The 20522-nt window shown below is 67.5% G+C and carries 16 protein-coding genes and 1 tRNA gene; 4 read left to right on the top strand and 13 right to left on the bottom strand.

All coding sequences use genetic code 11. The annotated features are described in order from the left end of the window. Positions 1–13: 13 nt before the first annotated feature. From ACODTA_RS08950 to ACODTA_RS08995, 10 genes are all read right to left on the bottom strand, one after another. Positions 14–1165, bottom strand: a complete 1152-nt coding sequence (locus ACODTA_RS08950) for a thiolase C-terminal domain-containing protein (protein WP_489065558.1) — start codon at positions 1163–1165, stop codon at positions 14–16. After that, a complete protein-coding gene (locus ACODTA_RS08955; RefSeq protein ID WP_489065559.1) occupies positions 1162–2049 on the bottom strand; it encodes an SDR family NAD(P)-dependent oxidoreductase in 888 nt (295 codons plus the stop codon). The genes ACODTA_RS08950 and ACODTA_RS08955 overlap by 4 nt, the downstream gene beginning before the upstream one ends. Continuing rightward, entirely contained in the window at positions 2036–5530 is a 3495-nt protein-coding gene (locus tag ACODTA_RS08960; protein ID WP_489065560.1) for an indolepyruvate ferredoxin oxidoreductase family protein, read from the bottom strand. Before ACODTA_RS08960 ends, ACODTA_RS08955 begins: the two co-directional genes overlap by 14 nt. Then, positions 5527–6495: a VOC family protein gene (locus tag ACODTA_RS08965; protein ID WP_489065561.1), complete on the bottom strand. Its 969-nt coding sequence runs from the start codon at positions 6493–6495 to the stop codon at positions 5527–5529. Before ACODTA_RS08965 ends, ACODTA_RS08960 begins: the two co-directional genes overlap by 4 nt. After that, positions 6492–6959 carry a Zn-ribbon domain-containing OB-fold protein gene (locus ACODTA_RS08970; RefSeq protein WP_489065562.1) on the bottom strand — a complete coding sequence of 156 codons (468 nt, stop codon included), beginning with the start codon at positions 6957–6959 and terminating at the stop codon, positions 6492–6494. The genes ACODTA_RS08965 and ACODTA_RS08970 overlap by 4 nt, the downstream gene beginning before the upstream one ends. A gap of 13 nt (positions 6960–6972) precedes the next feature. Next, positions 6973–7440, bottom strand: a complete 468-nt coding sequence (locus tag ACODTA_RS08975) for a MaoC family dehydratase (RefSeq protein ID WP_489065563.1) — start codon at positions 7438–7440, stop codon at positions 6973–6975. A 5-nt stretch (positions 7441–7445) separates the two neighbouring features. Beyond that, the gene (locus ACODTA_RS08980; RefSeq protein ID WP_489065564.1) at positions 7446–8195 is read right to left on the bottom strand and encodes an enoyl-CoA hydratase/isomerase family protein; all 750 of its coding nucleotides are present in this window, start codon (positions 8193–8195) and stop codon (positions 7446–7448) included. Further along, on the bottom strand, positions 8192–9337 hold the full coding sequence (locus ACODTA_RS08985) for an acyl-CoA dehydrogenase family protein (protein ID WP_489065565.1): 1146 nt from the start codon (positions 9335–9337) through the stop codon (positions 8192–8194). The genes ACODTA_RS08980 and ACODTA_RS08985 overlap by 4 nt, the downstream gene beginning before the upstream one ends. 159 nt (positions 9338–9496) lie before the next feature. Further along, positions 9497–9976, bottom strand: a complete 480-nt coding sequence (locus ACODTA_RS08990; RefSeq protein ID WP_489065566.1) for a MaoC/PaaZ C-terminal domain-containing protein — start codon at positions 9974–9976, stop codon at positions 9497–9499. Next, positions 9973–10443 (bottom strand): FAS1-like dehydratase domain-containing protein, encoded by a 471-nt coding sequence (locus tag ACODTA_RS08995; protein WP_489065567.1) that lies wholly within the window; start codon positions 10441–10443, stop codon positions 9973–9975. Before ACODTA_RS08995 ends, ACODTA_RS08990 begins: the two co-directional genes overlap by 4 nt. A 242-nt stretch (positions 10444–10685) precedes the next feature. Here ACODTA_RS08995 and ACODTA_RS09000 point away from each other — a divergent pair, with 242 nt between their 5' ends. From ACODTA_RS09000 to ACODTA_RS09015, 4 genes are all read left to right on the top strand, one after another. Further along, positions 10686–12308 carry a class I adenylate-forming enzyme family protein gene (locus ACODTA_RS09000; protein WP_489065568.1) on the top strand — a complete coding sequence of 541 codons (1623 nt, stop codon included), beginning with the start codon at positions 10686–10688 and terminating at the stop codon, positions 12306–12308. A gap of 15 nt (positions 12309–12323) precedes the next feature. After that, complete coding sequence (locus tag ACODTA_RS09005; RefSeq protein ID WP_489065569.1) at positions 12324–13118, top strand: enoyl-CoA hydratase/isomerase family protein; 795 nt, start codon at positions 12324–12326, stop codon at positions 13116–13118. A gap of 5 nt (positions 13119–13123) precedes the next feature. Continuing rightward, positions 13124–13903: an SDR family NAD(P)-dependent oxidoreductase gene (locus ACODTA_RS09010; RefSeq protein WP_489066190.1), complete on the top strand. Its 780-nt coding sequence runs from the start codon at positions 13124–13126 to the stop codon at positions 13901–13903. A 177-nt stretch (positions 13904–14080) separates the two neighbouring features. Then, complete coding sequence (locus ACODTA_RS09015) at positions 14081–16429, top strand: TonB-dependent receptor (RefSeq protein WP_489065570.1); 2349 nt, start codon at positions 14081–14083, stop codon at positions 16427–16429. Positions 16430–16584: 155 nt separating this feature from the next. On the opposite strand, the gene ACODTA_RS09020 is transcribed toward ACODTA_RS09015, so the two are convergent. The 3 genes from ACODTA_RS09020 to ACODTA_RS09030 form a co-directional block, all read right to left on the bottom strand. Next, positions 16585–16659 (bottom strand) — tRNA-Glu (locus tag ACODTA_RS09020). A gap of 64 nt (positions 16660–16723) precedes the next feature. Then, a complete protein-coding gene (gene recJ, locus ACODTA_RS09025) occupies positions 16724–18484 on the bottom strand; it encodes a single-stranded-DNA-specific exonuclease RecJ (protein ID WP_489065571.1) in 1761 nt (586 codons plus the stop codon). A gap of 55 nt (positions 18485–18539) precedes the next feature. After that, on the bottom strand, positions 18540–20441 hold the full coding sequence (locus ACODTA_RS09030; protein ID WP_489065573.1) for a CocE/NonD family hydrolase: 1902 nt from the start codon (positions 20439–20441) through the stop codon (positions 18540–18542). Positions 20442–20522: the final 81 nt, after the last annotated feature.

Below are 20522 nucleotides of genomic sequence, written 5' to 3' on the forward strand. Positions count from 1 at the left end.
GCTTCTTCTCCGTTTAGCGCCGCAGGACCAGCGCGCCATTGGGCGTGCTGTCGCAACTGCTCACCAGGCAGTTCGCGGCACCGGCGACCTGGTTGACCGCGCTGCCGCGCAATTGCCGGACCGCCTCCGTCACCAGGTTGGCGCCGTGCAGATAGACTTCGGACAGGCTGCCGCCCGCCGTGTTGACGGGCAGGCGTCCGCCCCGGCCGGTTTCGCCGGCGGCGACGAAGCGCGCTGCCTCGCCACGCCCGCAAAGCCCGTAATTCTCCAGCGAGAACAGGACGAGCGGCGAAAAGGCGTCGTAGATCTGCGCGGCATCGATGTCGGCCGGTGCGATGTCGGACTGCCGCCAGAGATTGCGGGCCGCCGCCGCCGAGGACGAAATGAAGGGATCTTTCCCGTGATAATCGGTCATCAACTGATGCTCGCGGCTCATCCCCTGTGAAAAGGCATGGACCAGCACCGGCCTGTGCCGCAGGTCGCGCGCGCGTTCGGCGCTGGTGATGACGATCGCGATCGCGCCGTCGCTTTCCAGGCAATTGTCGAACAGGCAGAGCGGATCGGCGATCATCCGTGCGTCGAGATAGGCGTCCAGGTCCAGCGGCTTGTCGCGCATCAGCGCGTCGGGATTGGTGTTGGCATAGGCGCGCTGCGCCAGCGCGACGCCCGCCAGGTCTTCGCGGGTGGCGCCATGGTCGTGCATGTAGCGGCGCATGAGCATCGCCACCTCGTCGGCGGGGCGCGACAGGCCGTGCGGGCGCGACCATTTCCAGTGATCGTCGATGCGCGGCTGCACTCCGGCCCATTGGCGTTTCGACGGATCACCGCGCTTGCGCGATCGCCACACGACGCCGACCCGGGCGATGCCGAGCGCGATCGCCGCGCAGACCTGCCCGATCGCGCCGCAGATCGCGCCGCCGCCATGCGCGACCTGACTGAAGAAATGCAGCTCGCCGAACCCCAGATTGCGGGCGATCTCGAACTCGGGCGTCGTTTCCTGGGTGAAGCAGCCGAGCGCGTCCACCTCGTCCGGCGCGATACCGGCATCGTCGAGCGCGGCGCGGATCGCGATGCAGGCAAGCTGCAATTCGGTTTCGGGCAGTATCTTCGCGAAGCGCGTCTGCCCGATGCCGACGATCGCGGTGCGATCCTTGAGCCCGGTCACAATTTCGCGCCCGGCGCTACGACGCCGCCATGAAAGGGATAGGGCTGGCCCAGCATGCCGAGCGCGCCGAATTCCCCGGCGAGCTGGCGCGTGAACTGTTCGGCGAGCGCTTCGATCGTCCAGCCGCCTTCGCGGATCAGCGTCTTGCCATAATGGGGCTGCACCATGTGCGAGACCCGCTCGCCGCCCGAACCGAAGACCTGCCCGCTGACCCCGGCGGCCAGATCGCTGCACAGAAAGACGACGAGCGCGCCGTTCAGCGCCGGATCGACATAGGGCAGGGGCACCGATCCGCCCGCGAAACTGTCGGACATGCGGGTCGTGCCGGTCGGGCCGATCGCGTTCACCCGGATGCCGTGGCGCGCCAGTTCCAGCGCCCATGTGTAGGTCATCGATGCGATCGCGCCCTTGGCGGCTGCATAGTTGGTCTGGCCGAAGCTGCCGAAATGCGCGCCCGAGGTGGTGTTGACGATCGCGCCGCCGCGCCCGCTGTCGCGCATCGCCAGCGCGGCCGCCTGGCCGCACCAGAAACTGCCCTTCACATGCACGGTCCAGACCGCGTCGAATTCCTCGTCGGTCATCCGCAGGAAGGTGCGATCGCGCAGATTGCCGGCGTTGTTGACCAATATGTCGATCGAGCCGAACCGCTCGATGCAGCGCGCGACAAGCGCCTCGGCGCCTTCGCGGCTGCCGATGCCGATCGCGCCGCTTTCGGCGATGCCGCCCGCCGCACGGATCTCCGCCACCACCTGATCCGCGACCTCGGCATCGATGTCGTTGACGATCACCTTCGCGCCCGCCGCCGCTAGCTGCAGGCAATGGCCGCGCCCGATCCCGCGCCCGCCACCCGTGACGATCGCGGCTTTTCCTTCAAGCAGGTTCATGCTGTTTCCCGTTTTCCTGCGCGGCGGCGACTTTCCCAATCTCCGCCAATTGCTGTTCGAGCGATTGTCTTTTCTGACGGACCGCATCGATCGAGGCGTCCTTCACCGTGTCGAAGCCGCGGATCCGTTCGGGCAGCGCGGCGATCTCGATCGACAGCGCCAGCCGGTCCGCCGTCAGCGTCCCGGCGAGCCGTGCGATGTCGTGCTCATAGTCCGCGATCAGTGCGCGTTCGGCGCGGCGATGCGCGGCATGGCCGAATGGATCGAGGATCGTGCCGCGCAGGCGCCTGCCATGCGCCAGCAGCTTCAGCAGCGGCGTCATCCAGTTGCCGAAGCGGCGCTTGGGATAGCGGCCGGTCAGTGGATCGCGCCGCTGGAACAGCGGCGGCGCCATATTATATTCGATGCGGAAATCGCCTTCGAATTCCTCCGCCAGCGTCGCGCGGAAGGATGGCGCGGTCAGCAGTCGGGCGACCTCATATTCGTCCTTATAGGCCATCAGCTTGAAGTGATTGCGCGCGACCGTCCTGGCGAACGCGTCGCCGCCGCCCAGTCCTTGCCCGGCGTCGCGCGCCCGCTGGACCAGCCGGCGATGGCGCTCGGCATAGCGGGCATCCTGATAGTCGCCGAGCTCCGCGACATTGCGGGCGACGATCGCGTCCAGGCTTTCCGGTGCAGCGTCGGCCGCCGGGGGTGGCGTCAGGAGCGCGGAAAGGCGCTCCGGCTCGGCGGCGGCGATCCGCCCCCAGGCCAGCGCCTGCCGGTTCATCTCGACGGACGCGCCGTTGAGTTCGATCGCCCGGTCGATCGCGGCGAGCGAGAATGGCAGCCAGCCGCGCTGGGCGGCATAGCCGACAAGCATCAGGTTCACCGCCACCTCGTTGCCCATCAGGGCATAGGCCATGCGGTTCGCCGCGACGAACTCGACCTGACCGGTGCGTGCGCGGATCATCTCCTCCATCGCGGCGGACGACAGGTTGAGGTCCGGATTGCTCGCGAAATCGGATGTGGGGGAGACATGATTGTTGACGATCGCGCGCGTATGGCCGGGCGACACGCTGCCCAGCATCGCCGGGCTGGCGGTCACCACGATATCGCTGCCGAGCACGAGATCGGCGCGCGCGATGCGGGTGGCGCGCAGCGCGTCGGGCGAGGCTGCGACGCGGACATGGCTGGCGACCGGGCCGTTGCGCTGGGCAAGGCCGGTCACGTCCAGCACCGAACATCCCTTGCCTTCCAGATGCGCCGCCATGCCCAGGATCGCGCCCAGCGTCACCACGCCCGATCCGCCGATGCCGGTGATGAGCAGGCTGAACGGCGCATCGACCGATGCGATGGCGGGGGCGGGCAGCGCGGCGGCGATCGCCTCGCCATCGCCCTTTGCCCCGGTACCCGCGCGCTTGCGCGGGCGGCCGCCACGCACGGTCACGAAACTGGGGCAATAGCCGTCGAGGCAGGACAGGTCCTTGTTGCAGGCCGACTGGTTGATCCGCCGCTTGCGGCCCAGCGCCGTCTCGACGGGTTCGATCGCGATGCAGTTGGACTGGACCGAGCAATCGCCGCAGCCCTCGCACACCCGGCTGTTGATGAAGGGGCGATGGTCGGGATCGACGGCCTTGCCGCGCTTGCGGCGGCGGCGCAGCTCGGTCGCGCAGCCCTGGTCATAGACGATCGCGGTGACGCCCGGCAGCTCGCGCAGGCGCCGCTGCACCGCATCGAGTTCATCGCGATGATGGATCGTGGTGCCGGGGGCGAAGCCGGCGTCCTTCGGATAATCGTCCGGCCGGTCGCTCACGACCGCGATCGCGCGGACGCCTTCGGCTTCGAGCTGCCGTGTCAGCACGTCGACGCGCATCTTGCCCGCGATTTCCTGGCCGCCGGTCATGGCGATCGCGTCGTTCACCAGGATCTTGTAGGTGATGTTGACGCCTGCGGCGGCGGCGGCGCGGATCGCCATCAGGCCCGAATGATAATAGGTGCCGTCGCCCAGATTCTGGAAGATGTGCGGCCGATCGGTGAAGGGCGCCATGCCGATCCAGGACGCGCCTTCGCCGCCCATCTGGAACAGGGTGGGCGTGTTCCGCTCGGGCAGGAAGGTCGCCATGCCGTGACAGCCGATGCCGCCGAACGCCATGCTGCCATTGGGCAGCTTGGTCGATCGGTTGTGCGGGCAGCCCGCGCAGAAGCTGGGCAGGCGGACGAGCGAGGCGCCGCCTGTCGCGGTGCCGGCGTCCTCCCGTGCGATCCGGTCGAGCGCGGCCGCCGCTCGGGCATCGCCGGTCAGCGCCACGATCCGTTCGCCGACGATCCGCGCGACGAGGCGCGGCGTGAGTTCGCCCTCGGCGGGGACCAGCGGGCGCCCGTCCAGGTCCTGCTTCCCCAGCAGCGCGGGGCGATCCTCAAGGTTGATCAGTTGCCGGGCGATCTGTTCCTCGATGACCGGGCGTTTCTCCTCGATGACCAGCAGTTCGCGATTGCCCGTCGCGAAGGCGCGCACGGCATCGGGTTCGAGCGGCCAGGGCATGGCGATCTTCATCAGCGACAGCCCCAGCGCGGCGCAGTCGGTCTCGCTCAGGCCGAGCTCTTCGATCGCCTGCATCACGTCGAGAAACGCCTTGCCGGAGGTGACGATGCCCAGTGTCCGGGCGGGCGCGTCGATGATCGTCCGGTTGAGCCCGTTCGCGCGGACATAGGCGAGAACCGCCGGCAGTCTTTCCTGATAGTGGCGCTTCTCGGCGGCGATCGCGGGCACGGCCCAGCGCGTGTTGCGCGTGCCGCGCCCCTCGTCCTCGACGGGCAGGGTGATGGTGACGCGGCCCGGATCGACATCGACCGAGGCGCTGCTCTCGATCGTGTCGGTCACGCATTTCATCGCGACCCAGCAGCCCGAATGACGCGACAGCGCGAAGCCGTGCAGCCCGTAATCGAGATAGTCCTGTACCGTCGCGGGATTGAAATAGGGCATGCCGAAATGGATGAAGGCGTGATCGCTCTGATGCGCGATCGTCGATGACTTGGCGCCATGATCGTCGCCGGCCAGCACCAGCACCCCGCCATTGGGTGCCGAACCCGAATAGCTGCCATGTTTCAGCGCGTCGCCCGACCGGTCGACACCCGGCCCCTTGCCGTACCAGATGCCGAACACCCCGTCGTAGCGCGCCTGCCCGGCGAGATGGACCTGCTGCGATCCCCAGACGGCGGTGGCGCCCATATCCTCGTTGATGCCGGGCTCGAAATGGATGTGGTGCCGCTCGAGCAGATCGGGCACCTGCTTCAGCGCGATGTCGTAGCCGCCGAGCGGCGAACCGGTATAGCCGGAGATGAAGCCCGCGGTGTTCAGGCCCGCCGCCAGATCGCGCTGCCGCTGCATCATCGGCAGGCGCACGAGCGCCTGCGAGCCCGACAGGAAGACGCGACCATGATCGCGGGTGTAGCGATCCTCCAGCCGATAGTCCGTGTCGATTCCGGCCATCGCCGTCATCGCGATCCGGCCTCCACCTTGTGGCGCGCGGCATCGCCGGCTTCCATCACCGCCTCCACCAGCCCGTCATGCCCCCAGACGTCGCCCTCGCAGAATTCGTTGGCGGTCCAGGTCTCGTCGAGGATCTTGCCCTCGCAGCCGATCTCGACATCGACGGTGCCGGGCGAACGCATATAGAATGAGAGCGTGCCGTCGTTGCGGTGGCGGCCGAGCGAGCTGACCGTTGCGAAGCCCAGCTTCTTGGCGCGGTCGAGCGCCTTGCCGACATCGTCGATGGTCTCCATCTCGACCATCAGGTGCTGAAGCGTGTTGCCCACGCCGAAATCGAGCATGGCGATGCTGTGATGGCGCGGATTGCAGCGCAGGAACTGGAGCGCGGCCTCCTCGCCATAGCGGATATAGTCGGAAAGCCTGAAGCCCAGCAGCCTTGTGTAGAAATCGAAACAGGCCGCCTGGTTGTCGACGAACAGGTTGACATGGCCCAGGCCCAGATGCCCGGCCAGGAAGCGCTGGCCCGGAACGGGCGACGCGAAATTATAGTCCGTCGTCGCCCCATAAAAGAATTCCAGCGCGTTGCCCGCCGGATCCTGCGTGAAGAACAGGCCGGTCACCGCTCTCGCCCGTGTTTCCTCCGGTCGCGCGGGTCGCACCTCATGGCCTTCGTCGCGCAGCATCCGCGCGCAGCGCTCCAGCGCGAGATGGTCTTCCAGCTCCAGCCCCATATACAGGAGCTCGCGGGCGCCGTCGGTGGGGTGGATCGCGATGCGCCATTGGCGATCGTCCATCTTGAGGAAGACGGTGCCGTCGCGCGCGACGCCGGGGATGCGGCCGTCCTCCGCCGGCCCCCAGCCTTCGCCCGGCACGGCGCGCGCCGGCATCATGCCCAGCATGTCGATGCCGAAGCGGAGCCAGGCGGCGGGATCGCTGCTGCCAAGGCCGATATATCCGAGCGCCTTCACCGTCATGATGCATTGTCCTTCGAAAGATCGGGGTTCACGGGCGTCCAGCAGGGCAGGGCGACGTCGTCCGCCATCGCCACGAAGCCGACGCGCACGGGTGCGCCGATCGAGAGCGTCGCGGGATCGACGCCGCCGAACATCGCGGCGCCGTCGCGCAGCAGCGCACCGACCATGCGGATGCCGGGAAAATCATCGAGCTCGACCAGCGCGACCGCATGGGGGGCGAGCGGCGCGAAAGCGGGCAGCAGCGGCGGATGCGCGACGGTGAAGGACCAGATCCGCCCCGTTCCCGCCGCGTCGCGCCAGCACAGATCGGTCGAACGGCACGCCGGGCACATTGCGCGGGGCGGATGCTGTGCATGGCCGCAGGCCCGGCACGTTTGCACGGTCAGCCGGCCGTCCCCGCACGCGCGCCAGAATCCGGCGTCGACGGGATCGTCGGTGACGGGCAGGGGAAAGGTCTCGATCATCGTCATACCGCCCTCAGCCCCGGTAGAGCAGCATCCAGTCGAAACACAGCGACGGCTTTTCGGCGCCGACGATGTGGATCGCGACCTGCACGGTCAGCATGGTGCCGCCCTTTTCGCGCGCCACCCGCGCGATCCGGGTGCGTCCATGGATTTGCGAGCCGGCGGGCACGGGGGCGATGAAGCGGACCTTGTCGAGCCCGTAGTTCAGCGCGCTCGCATGGCCGACGATCGCGTAATCGGCGCCGTTCTTGATGATGGTGGACAGGCCCAGCACCAGGAAGCCATGGGCGATGGTCGCGCCGAAGGGGCTTTCCGTCGCCGCGCGATCGACATCGACATGGATCCATTGCCGATCCCCGGTCATTTCGGCGAAGGCGGCGATCATCGACTGGGGCACGTCGAGCGCCTGGCTCCACGGGCCATAATCGTCGGACATGCGCGTCTCGAGCGTGGCGATGTCGTCGAACCGTATCTCTTCCATGGTGGTCAATGCCCTTCGGCGGCGTCGCGCCTGCTTGCGTTGAGAGTTGCGGTTTCCCGCCGTTCCTGCGCGACCGCCGCGCGCAGTCCGGCAAGGCTCGCCTGGTTCAGCGCGCGCTTGCACCCGGCGATCGCCGCGCCGTCGACCGCCGCGATCCGCGCGCCGAGCGCGATCGCGCCGTCGTGCAGCGCGTCGTCGTCCAGCACATCGCCGACCAGCCCGATCTCCAGTGCATGGGCTGCGTCCAGCGTCGCACCCGACATGAGGATCTGGCGCGCCCGGGCCGCGCCGACGATCGCGGGCAGAAGATGGGTCGATCCCATGCCCGGCATCAGGCCCAGCCTTGCGAAGGGAAAGCCGAAGCTGGCGCCGCGCCCGGCAAGGCGGAAATCGAACGACAGCAGCATCGTCGCGCCGATGCCCACCGCCGGGCCGTTGATCGCCGCGATGGTCGGCTTGGGCAGCGAGAACAGTTCCTCCGCGAAGCCGGCGACGAAATGCTCCTCGCCGATCGGCTTGCCGCGCCGGCTGAGCCGCCCGCCCAGAAAATCCCGATCCGCGCCCGCGCAAAAGGCGCGGCCCGCGCCGGTGACGACGATCGCGCCGATCGCACGGTCCGTGGCCAGTGCGCGGAAACCGTCGACCAGCTCGTCGCCCATATCGGGGGTATAGGCGTTCAGCCGATCCGGCCGGTCGAGCGTGATCAGCCCGACCGCGCCGGTCCGTTCGACGCGGATGGTGGTGGGCGCGGTCATCCGGCCGCTCGCGCGCCGGGCATCGCCGGATCGATCGTCAGCCGGGCGATCGCATCTTCCAGAACGGCATCGCCGCCGTCCAGCACTTGCCATTGCTTGGCGCGGCGGAAGAAAAGCTGTGGATCCGCCTCGCTGGTATAGCCGATGCCGCCATGGATCTGGATGGCGAGGGCGGAGACGCGGCGGAACATCGCGCCGGCCTGCAGTTTCGCGATCGCCGCCGCGGCTTCGAACGCCAGCCCCTGGTCGTGGAGCCAGGCCGCCTGATGGAACAGGGCCTGGCACCCCTCGATCTCGACGATCGCATCGGCCAGATAATGGGCGATCGCCTGGAAGCCGCCGATGGGCTGGCCGAACGCCTCCCGCGTCTTGGCATAGGAAAGGCTGATCTCATGGGCGTGCCGCGCCGCGCCCACTGCCTGAGCGGCCAGCGCGATATGGCCGCGCGCGGAGATTTCGCGCCAGCGACGCGGCAGATCGTCGATCGCGAGCAGGTTCTCCGTCGGCAGCGTGACCCCGGAGAATGTGACCTCGAAATAGGGTTCGGTGGCGAGATTGGCCTGATGGCGGATGGTGACGCTCGGCGCGTCGCGCGGCACCAGCAGCGCGGCCGGTTCGCCGCTTTCGTTGTCGCGGGCGATGACCAGCAGGGCTGATGCGATCGACGCGAACGGCACGAAATGCTTCATGCCGGAGAGGCGAATGCCATCGGGCGCGCGATCGAAGCGGCTGGCGCAATGCGCGATATCGGGCGTCTCGCCCGGCTCGGTCGCGGCGACCGCGACGATCGCCCCTTGCGCGATCTCCGCCAGCCAGTGGTCGCGCGGCGCGGCGTCATCGCTCGCCGCCAGCAGCGCGGCGGCGATGAGCGAGCTGGTGAAGAGCGGGGTGACGGCGAGCTGCCGCCCGAGCTGTTCGAAGACGAGCGCGGTGTCGAGCATGCCGAAGCCCAGCCCGCCCTGTTCGGGCGCGATCGGCATCGCCGGCACGCCGATGTCGCAGAGCTGTGCCCAGAAGACGCGATCCAGCCCGGCGGGATCGGTTTCGATCCGGCGCAGCGCCGTCAACGGGAACCGGCTCTCGCAGAGCTGGCGCACCGTGTCCCGCAGCAGATGCTGTTCCTCGGAAAGTCCCAATTCCATTGATGTCGCGCGCTCCAGGGGCTCGATATGCGGTGGACTGTGCGGGCTGGTGGCCTCCCCCCTCAACTCGGGTGGCGCTCACATTCCCGGCTGGTCATTCAAATGCGCCTGCGGCCTTGGAAATGTGCTCTTCCGCACATTTCCCAACAGGCTCTCGGTTCAGGGGCGCCATTCCCCGGGCGGGCAACGCCAGGGCGAGCGTGCGCTCGCATCGGCGGGCATTGCGAGCCGGACGGAGGCGGAGGTCAGCAGGGTGTCGCCTTGTTTCATCGCGACATCGAGCTGGATCCACGCGATCTGATCACCATCCGCTTCGACGGAGACGACCTGCCCGCTGAAATGGACCCGGCTGTCGGGGCAGATCGGCCGCCGCATCGAAAATCTCAGCCGGCCGATGCGGCCGATCGGCCCGCTCCAGTCGGTGACGTAGCGGCTGATCAGGCCCGCCTGGGTATAGTTGTTCATGATGATGTCGGGCAGGCCGGCATGCTGCGCGGCCTCCTTGTCATGATGCTGGGGTTGCCAATCCCGGCTGCCTGTCGCCCCGGCGATGATCATCTTGCGGGTGACGTCGATCAGGAGTTCGGGCAGTCGGTCCCCCGCCAGCGGCGCGATCGTTCCGCGCATTCGCGCGTTCATGCCGCCACCTTTCCATAAGCGAGGAAATGGAGGCGCTGGATGCCGGCAAGGCTGCCGTCCGGCTTGCGATACTGCACGTCGATCTCCCAGTTCCGGCCGGTGCCGAGCCGGGTCTCGCGCTCGGGGCCGACGCTGCGCAGGATCTGCTCCGCGCGAACCGATTCACCCGCGCGGAGCGGCGCGTGCAGCTCGAGCTCGACCTCGGTCACGATGCCGTTGCGCAGGCCAAGCGCGTCCTTGACCATGAAATGCAGTTCCAGCGTCCGCCGCGCCGGGCGATCGCGGCCGGGCATCCAGTCATGCTCGACCGCCCAGCTCGGCAGCATCGCCGGGGGCGCGATGACGCTGTCGGTCTGGTCGCGCGATGCCGTATAGTCCCAGTAAAGAAGATTTCCGTCTTCGATCGCGACACAGAAATTGGTCCAAAGACCTTGTTCGACGGTGACGACATGATCGACGATTATCATCGGTCGTCCGATCCAGTCCTTAATAATATCGGGAAGATCATCCATGCGATTTTCTCTGGTGATCGAAGGGATAAATGGGATGACGCCGATATAATGGCGCGATCGATCCGCCTGCAATTGGGTCAGCCCCGAAGACGACTGGAGTTGAGCCATATGCGAGCAGGTCAAGTCGCGCGTGCGCGCTATTCCTCCAGCCTCGCGGTCCCGATCGGGACGGAGAGCCGGAACCGGGGAGGAAAGACGTGCCGCTCAGCCAATCGCTTTGGCTTGCCGATGCCGCGCCATGCGTGGATCGCGACCGGGACGATCTTTCGCTTGGCGCTGCGCTCTCGCGCTCGGCCGCCGCCTGGCCCGATGCGGAGGCGATGGTCTTCTCGTGCCAGTCCGGCGTGGCGGAGACGCGCTGGTCCTTCGCCGAGCTTGACGAGCGCGCGACGCGGCTCGCTCATGCGCTGATCGCGGCGGGCTATCGGCCGGGCGAGCGCATCGCGATCTGGTCGCCCAATCACCCCAACTGGATCCCGCTCCAGTTCGCCATCGCCCGGGCCGGCATGGTGCTTGTCGCGCTGAACCCGCTCTATCGCGCGGCGGAACTGGACTATGCGCTGGCGGCCGCCGACGCGGTCGCCGTCTTTCATGACGAGTTGGCGGGCGGAGAACGGATGCGCGACATCGCCGGGGCGGTGCGGCGCAAATTGCCGTCGCTGCGCGCGCTTCATCATATCGGCGATGACGTCGATCGGATGATCGCGGATGCCGGCCCGGCGGGGCCGTTGCCGCCCGTCCAGCCCGCCGACCTGCTGATGATCCAATATACGTCGGGAACGACGGGCCGCCCGAAGGCGACTTTGCTGCCGCATGGCCCGATCGTCACCATCGGCGCGCGATCCTATCGCGCCTGGGGTTTCGGGCCGGGTGACCGGGTCTGTCACGGTTTCCCGCTGTTCCACGTCGGCGGCTCGGGCAATTCGACGCCCGGCGCGCTCGCCAACGGCGCGACGACGCTGCCCATCTATATCTTCAGGGCGGGCGAAGCGCTCGACATATTGGAGCGCGAGGCCTGCACCGGCTTCATCGGTGTGCCGTCGATGCTGACCGCGATGATGGAGGCCGATCCGGATCGCCGCCGCGATCTCTCCGCGCTGCGCAGGATCATCGTCGGCGGCGCCGCGGTTCCGGCGCCCTTTCTGGCGCGCTGCGAGCGCCATTTCGGCGTCGAGATGCTCAACGGCTATGGCCAGACCGAAAGCTGCGGCGTCTGCGCGACGGTGCGGCCGGGCGACCCCGCCGAACGCAAGACGCACAGTTCGGGCCTCGCTCTGCCGGGCGTCGCGTTGAAGATCGTCGATGGGGAGGGGCGGGTGCAGCCCTGCGGCGTGCCCGGCGAATTGTGTGTCGACGGCCCCGGCCGGATGATCGGCTATGGCGATCCAGAACAAAGCGCCCGCGCCTTTGACGCGGACGGCTGGCTCCGGACCGGCGACATCGCGACGATGGATGCGGAGGGTTATGTCGCGATCGTCGGCCGCCTGAAGGAGATGGTCATTCGCGGCGGCGAGAATCTCTATCCCGCCGAGATCGAGGCCTTTCTGCTCCAGCATCCCGATGTCGCCGAGGTCGCGGTGATCGGCCTGCCCGACGAGAAATATGGCGAGGAGCTGTGCGCGGCGATCCGCCCCGCACCCGGCGCCGCGCCCGATGCGGAGGCGATCCAGGCATGGATGCGCGCGCGGGTCTCGCGCTGGAAGGTGCCGCGCTACGTCGCCTTTGTCGACGCGTTGCCCGTCACCGTCTCGGGCAAGGTCAAAAAGCATGAATTGCTGCCCGAAATGGCGCGTCGATTTCTCGAAACACACCCCGTCTGACCTGAAAGGAAGGCAATGGACTATTCGTCGTACAAGGGACTGAAGATCGAGCGGAACGGACGGATATTGACCGTCACGATCGACCGGCCGGACGTGAAGAACGCGGTCAATCCGCTGATCCATGGCGAGTTCGCGCGAATATTCGGCGATATCGCGCAGGATCCCGATGTCGGCGTGGTGATCCTGACCGGGGCGGGCCAGGCCTTCAGCGCGGGCGGCGATATCGGCTGGCTGGCGGCGTTGCAGAGCGATCCCGCCGCCATGGTCGCGGCGATCGAGAACGACCGGCGCATCCAGAACAGCATGCTCGACCTGGAGGTGCCGGTCATCGCGCGCGTCGTCGGCCCGGCGGTCGGGCTGGGCTGCTCGCTCTCGCTGTTCTGCGACTTCGTCTATGCGACGCCCGATGCGCGCTTCGCCGATCCGCACGTCTCCGTCGGCCTTGTCGCGGGGGATGGCGGCGCCGTCATCTGGCCGCAGCTCATCGGCTATGCGCGGGCGAAGCGCTATCTGCTGACGGGCGATCCGATCACCGGGGCGGAGGCGGCGGCGATCGGGCTGATCACCGAGGCGGTGCCGCTCGACGAGATCGACGCCAGGGTGCAGGCGATGGCCGAGCGGCTGGCGGCAGGGGCGACCAATGCCATCAAATGGACCAAGGCATCGATCAATGCCGGGCTCAAGGTGACGGCCAACGCCATCATCGATCGCGCGGCGGCTTATGAGAATCTGACGATGCTGATGGAGGATCATCGCATCGCGGTGGCGGCGTTCCAGAACCGCTCCACCCCGCAATTCACCGGGCGGTGAGCGCGATGGCGGGGCTTGCCGGCCGGATCGGCGTCGTCACCGGCGCCGCGAATGGCCTGGGTCGCGCGCTCGCCGAGCAGTTCGCGGCATCGGGCGGCACGGTCATCGTCGCCGATCTCGACGGTGACGGCGCCGGCCGTGTCTGCGCCGGGATCGCCGCGCATGGCGGCTCCGCGATTCCGGTTGCGGTCGATGTCGCCGACGCCGCTTCGGTCGGGCGGCTCGCGGACATCTGCTTCGAGCGGTTCGGGCGCTGCGATATATTGGTGAACAATGCCGGGATCGCGGATTTCGGGCCATCGATCGACATGCCGGTCGATCGATGGCGGCGGGTCGTCGATGTCAATCTGATGGGTGTCGTCCACGGCGTCGCGGCCTTCGCGCCGCGCATGGCGGCGGCCGGGCAGGCGCATATCGTCAATATCGCGTCGATGGCGGGGCTGGTGCCGCTGCCCGGTTTCGGTGCCTATGTCGCGAGCAAATATGCGGTGGTCGGCCTTTCGGAGGTGCTGCATCAGGAACTGGCGCCGTCCGGCATCGCGGTTTCGGTCGCCTGTCCGGGCTGGATCGCGACGGGGATCCAGTCTTCCGGCGGATCGGACGAGGGGCCGGTTTTCAAGCCCGAGCTTTGCCGGGTGCTGAGCCCCGAAACGGCCGCCCGGATCATCCTGGAACAGGCGTTGGCAGGTCGGCCGCACATCTTCACCCATCCCGAATGGGAAAGGGAGGTGCGCGCCCAGAACGAGCGGATCATGCGCGCCATGTCCGCCGATATCGGGAGTTGATCGCCGACCGAGCCGAACCCGCAATCCAGACGAGTATAATGTGAGCAGGGCGGCACTTACGCATTTGATGGCTCAGGGAGGCGGCGAATGAAACCGGTCTCCCGCCGCATGCGCGGCAATCGCGACATGTGGACAGCTTAGACAAGAAAGGCCCATCAAGGCCTTTGGGGAGGAACAATGTCCGCTGAATTCCGCAAGCTTTTCTTCGGTGCGTCGCTGCTCGCGATGACGCCGGTCACCGGCGCATGGGCCCAGGCCGCGCCGGGCAACGATGTCGGGGCCGAGGATACGAGCGAGATCGTCGTGACCGCGCAGAAACGGTCCGAGCGGCTGGCCGACGTGCCGATGTCGATCTCGGTGGTGACCGGCGATACGCTCGCCCGCGCGGGCATCGTCGATGCCTCGCAGCTCGTTCAGGCAGTGCCGGGCTTCAACTATCAGCAGGGCGCCTTCGGCACGCCGATCTTCTCGATCCGGGGCATCGGCTATAACGACAATTCGACCTCGGCCGGCCCGGCGGTCAGTGTCTATACCGATCAGGTGGCGCTGCCCTATTCGGTGATGGCGCGCGGCGCCTTGCTCGATCTGGAGCGGGTGGAAGTGCTGAAGGGGCCGCAGGGCACCCTGTTCGGCATGAACTCGACCGGCGGTGCGATCAACTTCATCGCCGCCAAGCCGACCGACAGCCTGGCTGCCGGCGTGACCGCGGGCTTCGCGCGCTTCAACGAGGTGAGCTTCAACGGCTTCCTGAGTGGACCGCTGGGTGAAGGCCTGTCGGCGCGCGTGGCGGTGCAGGGCGAATTTTCCGATGGCTGGCAATATAGCCGGACGCGGCCCGCCGATCGGCTCGGCAAGAAGAATTTCCTGAACGGCCGCGCGATCTTCGATTGGAAGCCGAGCGACACGCTGAGCTTCGAACTCGCGCTTTCGGCGTGGCGCGACAAGGGTGAGACGCAGGCGGCGCAGTTCGTCGGGTTCGCGCCCGCGGTCGCGGTGACGCCGCTCACCCAATATATCGCCGATGCGATGCGGGCCTCACCCGTCGCGCGGAACGATGCGCGCGAGGCGGACTGGGATGCGGGCCGCGACTATGCCCGCAACGATCGTTTCCATCAGGCGTCGCTGCGCGCCGACTGGTCGATCGCGGACAGCGTGTCGCTGACCTCGATCTCCGCCTATAACCGCTTCAAGGGCAGTTCGCCGATGGACATCGACGGCACCGCCTTTGGCGCTTTCGGCATCGATGCGCATGATTCCGATCTTGAGACCTTCGCGCAGGAACTGCGGCTGGCCGGGAAGGCGGGCATCGTCGACTGGATGATCGGCGGCAATTACCAATATGAGAAGGCCGACGAGTCCACGATCACGACCAATCAGGGCACCAACAACCAGATCGGCCCATTCCTGTTCACCCGCCTTGGCCAGATCGCCAACCAGAAGGTGGATACGCTTTCGGCCTTCGGCAGCCTCGATCTTCACGTCACCGATCGGCTGACCTTGCAGGGGGCGGCGCGCTACACCTCGCAGAAGCGCGATTTCGCCGGCTGCATCAAGGATGAGGGCATCGGCCCGGTCGGGGTTCCCGCCGCCACCGCCTTTGGCTTCCTCGCCGGGCTCTTCACCGGCGCGCCGGTCAACATCCCCGCGCTCGGCTGCGTCACGATCGACGCGGCGACGTTCAAGCCCGGCCTTGCCACATCCCAGCTCGACGAGGACAACCTCTCGTGGCGGATGGGCGTGGACTACAAGTTCGACACCAATGTGATGGCCTATGCCAATCTGACCAAGGGCTATAAATCGGGCAGCTACGCGCTGGTGCCGGCGATCCTTTCCAGCCAGTTCACGCCGGTCACCCAGGAAGCGGTCCTCGCCTATGAGGCGGGCACGCGTTTCACCACGGCGGGCGGGCTGCTCAACGCCGATTTCGCGGTCTTCTACAACGACTATGACGACAAGCAGTTGAAGGGCATCGTGCTGACGCCGGTGTTCGGCCCGCTGCCGCAACTCGTCAACATTCCCAAGTCGAAGGTCTACGGGTTCGAGGCCAATCTGGTGCTCCGCCCGACCAAGGGGCTGCGCCTGTCATCGGGGCTGACCTATGTGCGTTCCAGGGTGCGCCGCGATCCGGTGGCGCCGGCGGAGCCGCGCGATCCTTTCGGCGCGCCGACCAGCTATGTCGGCGAATCCTTCCCCAACACGCCAAAATGGCAGTTCGTGGGCAACGCCGAATATCGCTTCCCGGTGGGCGGCGGCGGGATGCACGCCATTGTCGGCGGCGCGCTCACCTATCACAGCAGCAGCCCGGGCACCTTCGGCAACACGCCGCAATTCACGCTGCCATCCTACACGCTGGTCGATCTTCGCCTCGGCCTGGAATCGGCGGACGGGCGCTGGAGCGGGCAGGTGTGGGGGCGCAACGTCACCAACGCCTATTATTACAACAACGTCACCCACCTGACCGACTATATCGCGAAGATCGCGGGCATGCCGGCGACGTATGGCGTGACGATCAGCTTCCGATATTAGGGTCCCGGCCCGGAAGGCGGGCCCCGATCCCCGGCATCTCAGCTACAGCGTGCCCCTGTCACGGCTCATCCGCCGCGACGGGGGCAATCGTGTCAAGGCGTCTGTCATGGGAGGGCGCCACCGCTTATTCTCAGAAAAGACCAACCAGATGAGGTTGGTGACCCCTACGGGAATCGAACCCGTGTTTCAGCCGTGAAAGGGCCGCGTCCTAACCGCTAGACGAAGGGGCCGCGAAGGCAGGCGAGCAACTAGGCGAGGAATCCGCCCCGGTCAAGCATGTGGGCAAACTGTTTTTCAGGCCCAGGCCGCGTCGTCGATATGCAGCTCCGCGGCGGGCCGGCTGCCCCAGTCGTCGATCTTCGCACGGCCGGCGATCCACAGCTTGCGGTCGCGCGGGGCCGCGAGAATCGTCTGGCCAAGCTCGGTTTCGGCGGCGCGGAAGGCGACGGCCTTGAAGCTGCGGCCATCGTCCCCGCCCACGATCGCGCGAACATGGTTGGTGCCGACGATATCCGCCTTGATGACGCGCACGGGGCCAGCCGCCACGCGCGGCGCCGGCCAGCCCATGCCATAGGGGCCGCCGGCCTCCAGCGCCTCGACCAGCGCGGGCGTCATTCCGCCCGGCGCGATCACCGCGTCGAGCAGCAGGGCGCGTTCGCCCTGCGCGCGCGCGACGTCCGACGACAGGCGCTCGTCGAGGAAATCGGCGAGCGCGTCGATCCGGTCGGCCGCGACCGTCAGGCCCGCCGCCATCGCATGGCCGCCGCCCGCGACGAGCAGCCCATTTTCCTTGGCGGCCATCACCGCCGCGCCCAGATCGACGCCCGAGATCGAGCGGCCCGATCCCTTGCCGACGCCATCCTCGTCGATCGCGATCACGATCGACGGCCGGCCGAGCTTCTCCTTCAATCGCCCCGCGACGATGCCGATCACGCCGGGGTGCCAGCCACGGCCGGCGACGAGCGCGACCGCGCGATTGCCCTGGCCGATCGAGGCGGTTTCGGCGGCTTCCTGCACCAGCGCCTCGATCGCGCGGCGTTCTTCGTTCAGCCGGTCGAGCTCCTCTGCGATACCGCGCGCTTCGTCCGGATCCTCGGTGACAAGCAGCCGCACGCCGAGATCGGATTTGCCGACGCGGCCGCCCGCATTGATTCGCGGGCCGAGCGCGAAACCGAGATCGGTGCAGGTGGGCGCGCGATTGAGCCGCGACGCGCCGATCAGCGCGTTGAGCCCGATATTGCGCCGCGCCGCCATCACCTTCAGCCCCTGCGCCACGAAGGCGCGGTTGAGCCCGCGCAACGCGGCGACATCGGCGACGGTGCCCAGCGCGACGATGTCGAGCAGGTCGATCAGCCGGGGTTCGGGGCGGGCGGCGAAGAAGCCGCGCTGGCGCAGCAGCCGCAGCAAGGCGGCGCCAAGCAGGAAGGCGACGCCGACGGCGGCGAGATGGCCGTGCGCCGCGCCCTCGTCCTCGTCCAGCCGGTTGGGATTGACCAGCGCATAGGCGGCGGGCAGCGCGCTCGCGCATTTGTGATGATCGACGACGACCACGTCGACGCCCACGGCCCGTGCCATGTCGAGCGCCTCGAACGCCTGCGCGCCGCAATCGACCGTGACGATCAACGTCGATCCCGCCTCCGCCAGGCGGACCAGCGCCTCGCCCGAGGGGCCGTAGCCTTCCATCAGGCGATCCGGAATATAGGCCTGCGCATGAAGGCCCAGATCGCGCAGCAGGCGGATCAGCAGCGCGGCGGAGGTGGCGCCGTCGACGTCATAGTCGCCGAAGATCGTCACCGTCTCGTTCGCCAGCACGGCATCGGCCAGCCGTTCCGCCGCGCGGTCCATGTCGCGGAAGATCGACGGATCGGGCATGAAACCGCGAATGCTGGGCGCGCGATGCGCCTCGATCGCGTCGCGCGGGCAGCCGCGCGTGAGCAGCAATTGCGTGACGAGATCGTCGGGCTCGAAATTCACGTCGCGCGCGCCGGTGTCGAGGCCGCGCCAGCGCCAGGGTTGGCCGAGAATCGATCGTGTGATGTTGAGCGCGGGAGTCATCCCTCCCTCCTAGACCGTTCGAAGGACGAGGTGAATCCCGCGCTTCCCCCGATCCTTATTTCATGACGGGCAAGATGATCCGCGATGCCATGTCCGCCGTCGAAAAGACGCGCTGATTGGCCGTTTTATAGGCTTCGGGCGGTGCCTTCGCGATGTTGGGCACGAAGGTCTGCGGGTTGCGGTCGAGCATGGGGAACCAGCTCGACTGGATCTGCACCATGATCCGATGCCCCTTCAGGAACACATGATCGTGGTCGCGCAGCGGGAATTGCCAGGCCATCGCCTTGCCCGGCGTCAATGCGGCGGGTTTCTCGCGCGACGCCAGCCAGCGGCCGCGCCGCACCTCCATCGCGATCGGCAACTGATAGCCGTTGAGCGTGTCGGCATAGGCGCCGATCGCGGGCGCGCCATCGCCCCAGGGGGCCTTTTGCGCATCGTTGGGATAGACGTCGATCAGCTTGACGACGAAATCGCTGTCGGTGCCGCTGGTCGACGCGAAGATGGTCGCGGCCACTTCGCCGCTTACCGTCAGGTCTTCGCTGAGCGGCGCGCTGACATAGGTGAGCACGTCGGGCCTGCCGTCGACGAAGCGCTGGTCGCGCGCTTCCCACCAGCACCAGTCGCCGCACGGATAGGTGGGCGAAATCGGCCGCGCGCGGAAGGGAACGGGGCGCGCCGGATCGGAGACATAGTCGCGATGGCCGCTGTCGGCGGCGGTGGCGCCGGGCGCGGTGAACGACAATGTGCCGTCGGCATGGAGATACAGGCTGGTCGGCTTCGCTTCCCTGGGCGGCCATTGCGCATAGCTTTTCCAGACATTGGATCCGCTCTGGAACATCCGCGCCTCCCAGCCCGGCTTCTGGCCCTTGCCGTGCAGCCAGTAACGGAAGAAGGGCGCCTGGATCTCCGCCTGGAACTGGGTGCCGCTTTCGGTGCCGATCGGAACGACGGGGCCGATCATGTCGCCCTTGCCCGTCCAGCTTCCATGGTTCCATGGCCCGGCGACCATCAGGTTCAGGCCGTCGGGGTCGTTCTTCTCCGCCTTGCGATAGATTTCCCAGCTTCCCCACGGGTCTTCCTGGTCCCAGAAGCCGGCGACATTGAGCGTCGGCACCGTCGTCTTGCCCAGCCGGTCGATCCAGCGCTCGCGTTTCCAGTGGGCGTCATAGTCGGGATGGTCGATCAGCGCGCGAAAGGCGGGAACGCGGCCCTTCATGTAATCGGTCTCGATGGTCTCGGCGTTCCCGCGCGCCAGGAACCAGTCGTAAAGATCCCAGGCGTCGTCATAGGGGAAGGGGGCGTTGTCCATCTTCTCGGCCTGAAGGCCCCAGAGCCAGTCGGTCGCATAGCTCAGCCGGATCGCGCCATTGCGGTGGAGATCGTCGTTCATCCACCAATCCGCCCAGGCCGCCTGCGGGCTCACCGCCTTCAGCGCGGGGTGCGGCTTGATCAGCGCGACGGCTGCGGCGAGGCCGGGATAGGAAACCCCCAGCATGCCGACCTTGCCGGTGTTGCCCGGCAGCGACTTCACCAGCCAGTCGATCGTGTCATAGGCGTCGGTCGCTTCGGTGATCACCTTGGGATCGTCGGGATCGACCGCCATTGAGGCGCTGAACGACCCCTCGGATTTGAAGCGTCCACGCATGCTCTGCATCACGACGATATAGCCGTCGGCCATCATCGCGCGCAGATAGCCCGGCGCCTGTCGCGGCGCGGCGCCCGGCACGCCATAGGGCGTGCGGACGAGCAGGATCGGCAGGCGCTCCGTCCGTCCCCTGGGGCGCAGCACCACCGTCTGCAGCTTCGTGCCGTCGCGCATCGGCACCATCAGCTCCTCGAAGGTGAAGGGCGATTGCGCGGCGGTCTGCGCGGTGGCGGCCGGGATGGGGAGGGCGCCGCCGACGGAGCAGAGGAGCGCCGCCACCGCGGCGGCCGTGGAAAGCAGGATGCGAGGCATAGGGTCCCCCGATGCGGAGTCGATGGCGAAGCATCGGCCAAGCATCCAACCCTGTCCAGCGCTTGACGTTGTCGACCCTAG

This window comes from Sphingomonas sp. FG14 (assembly GCF_057809675.1).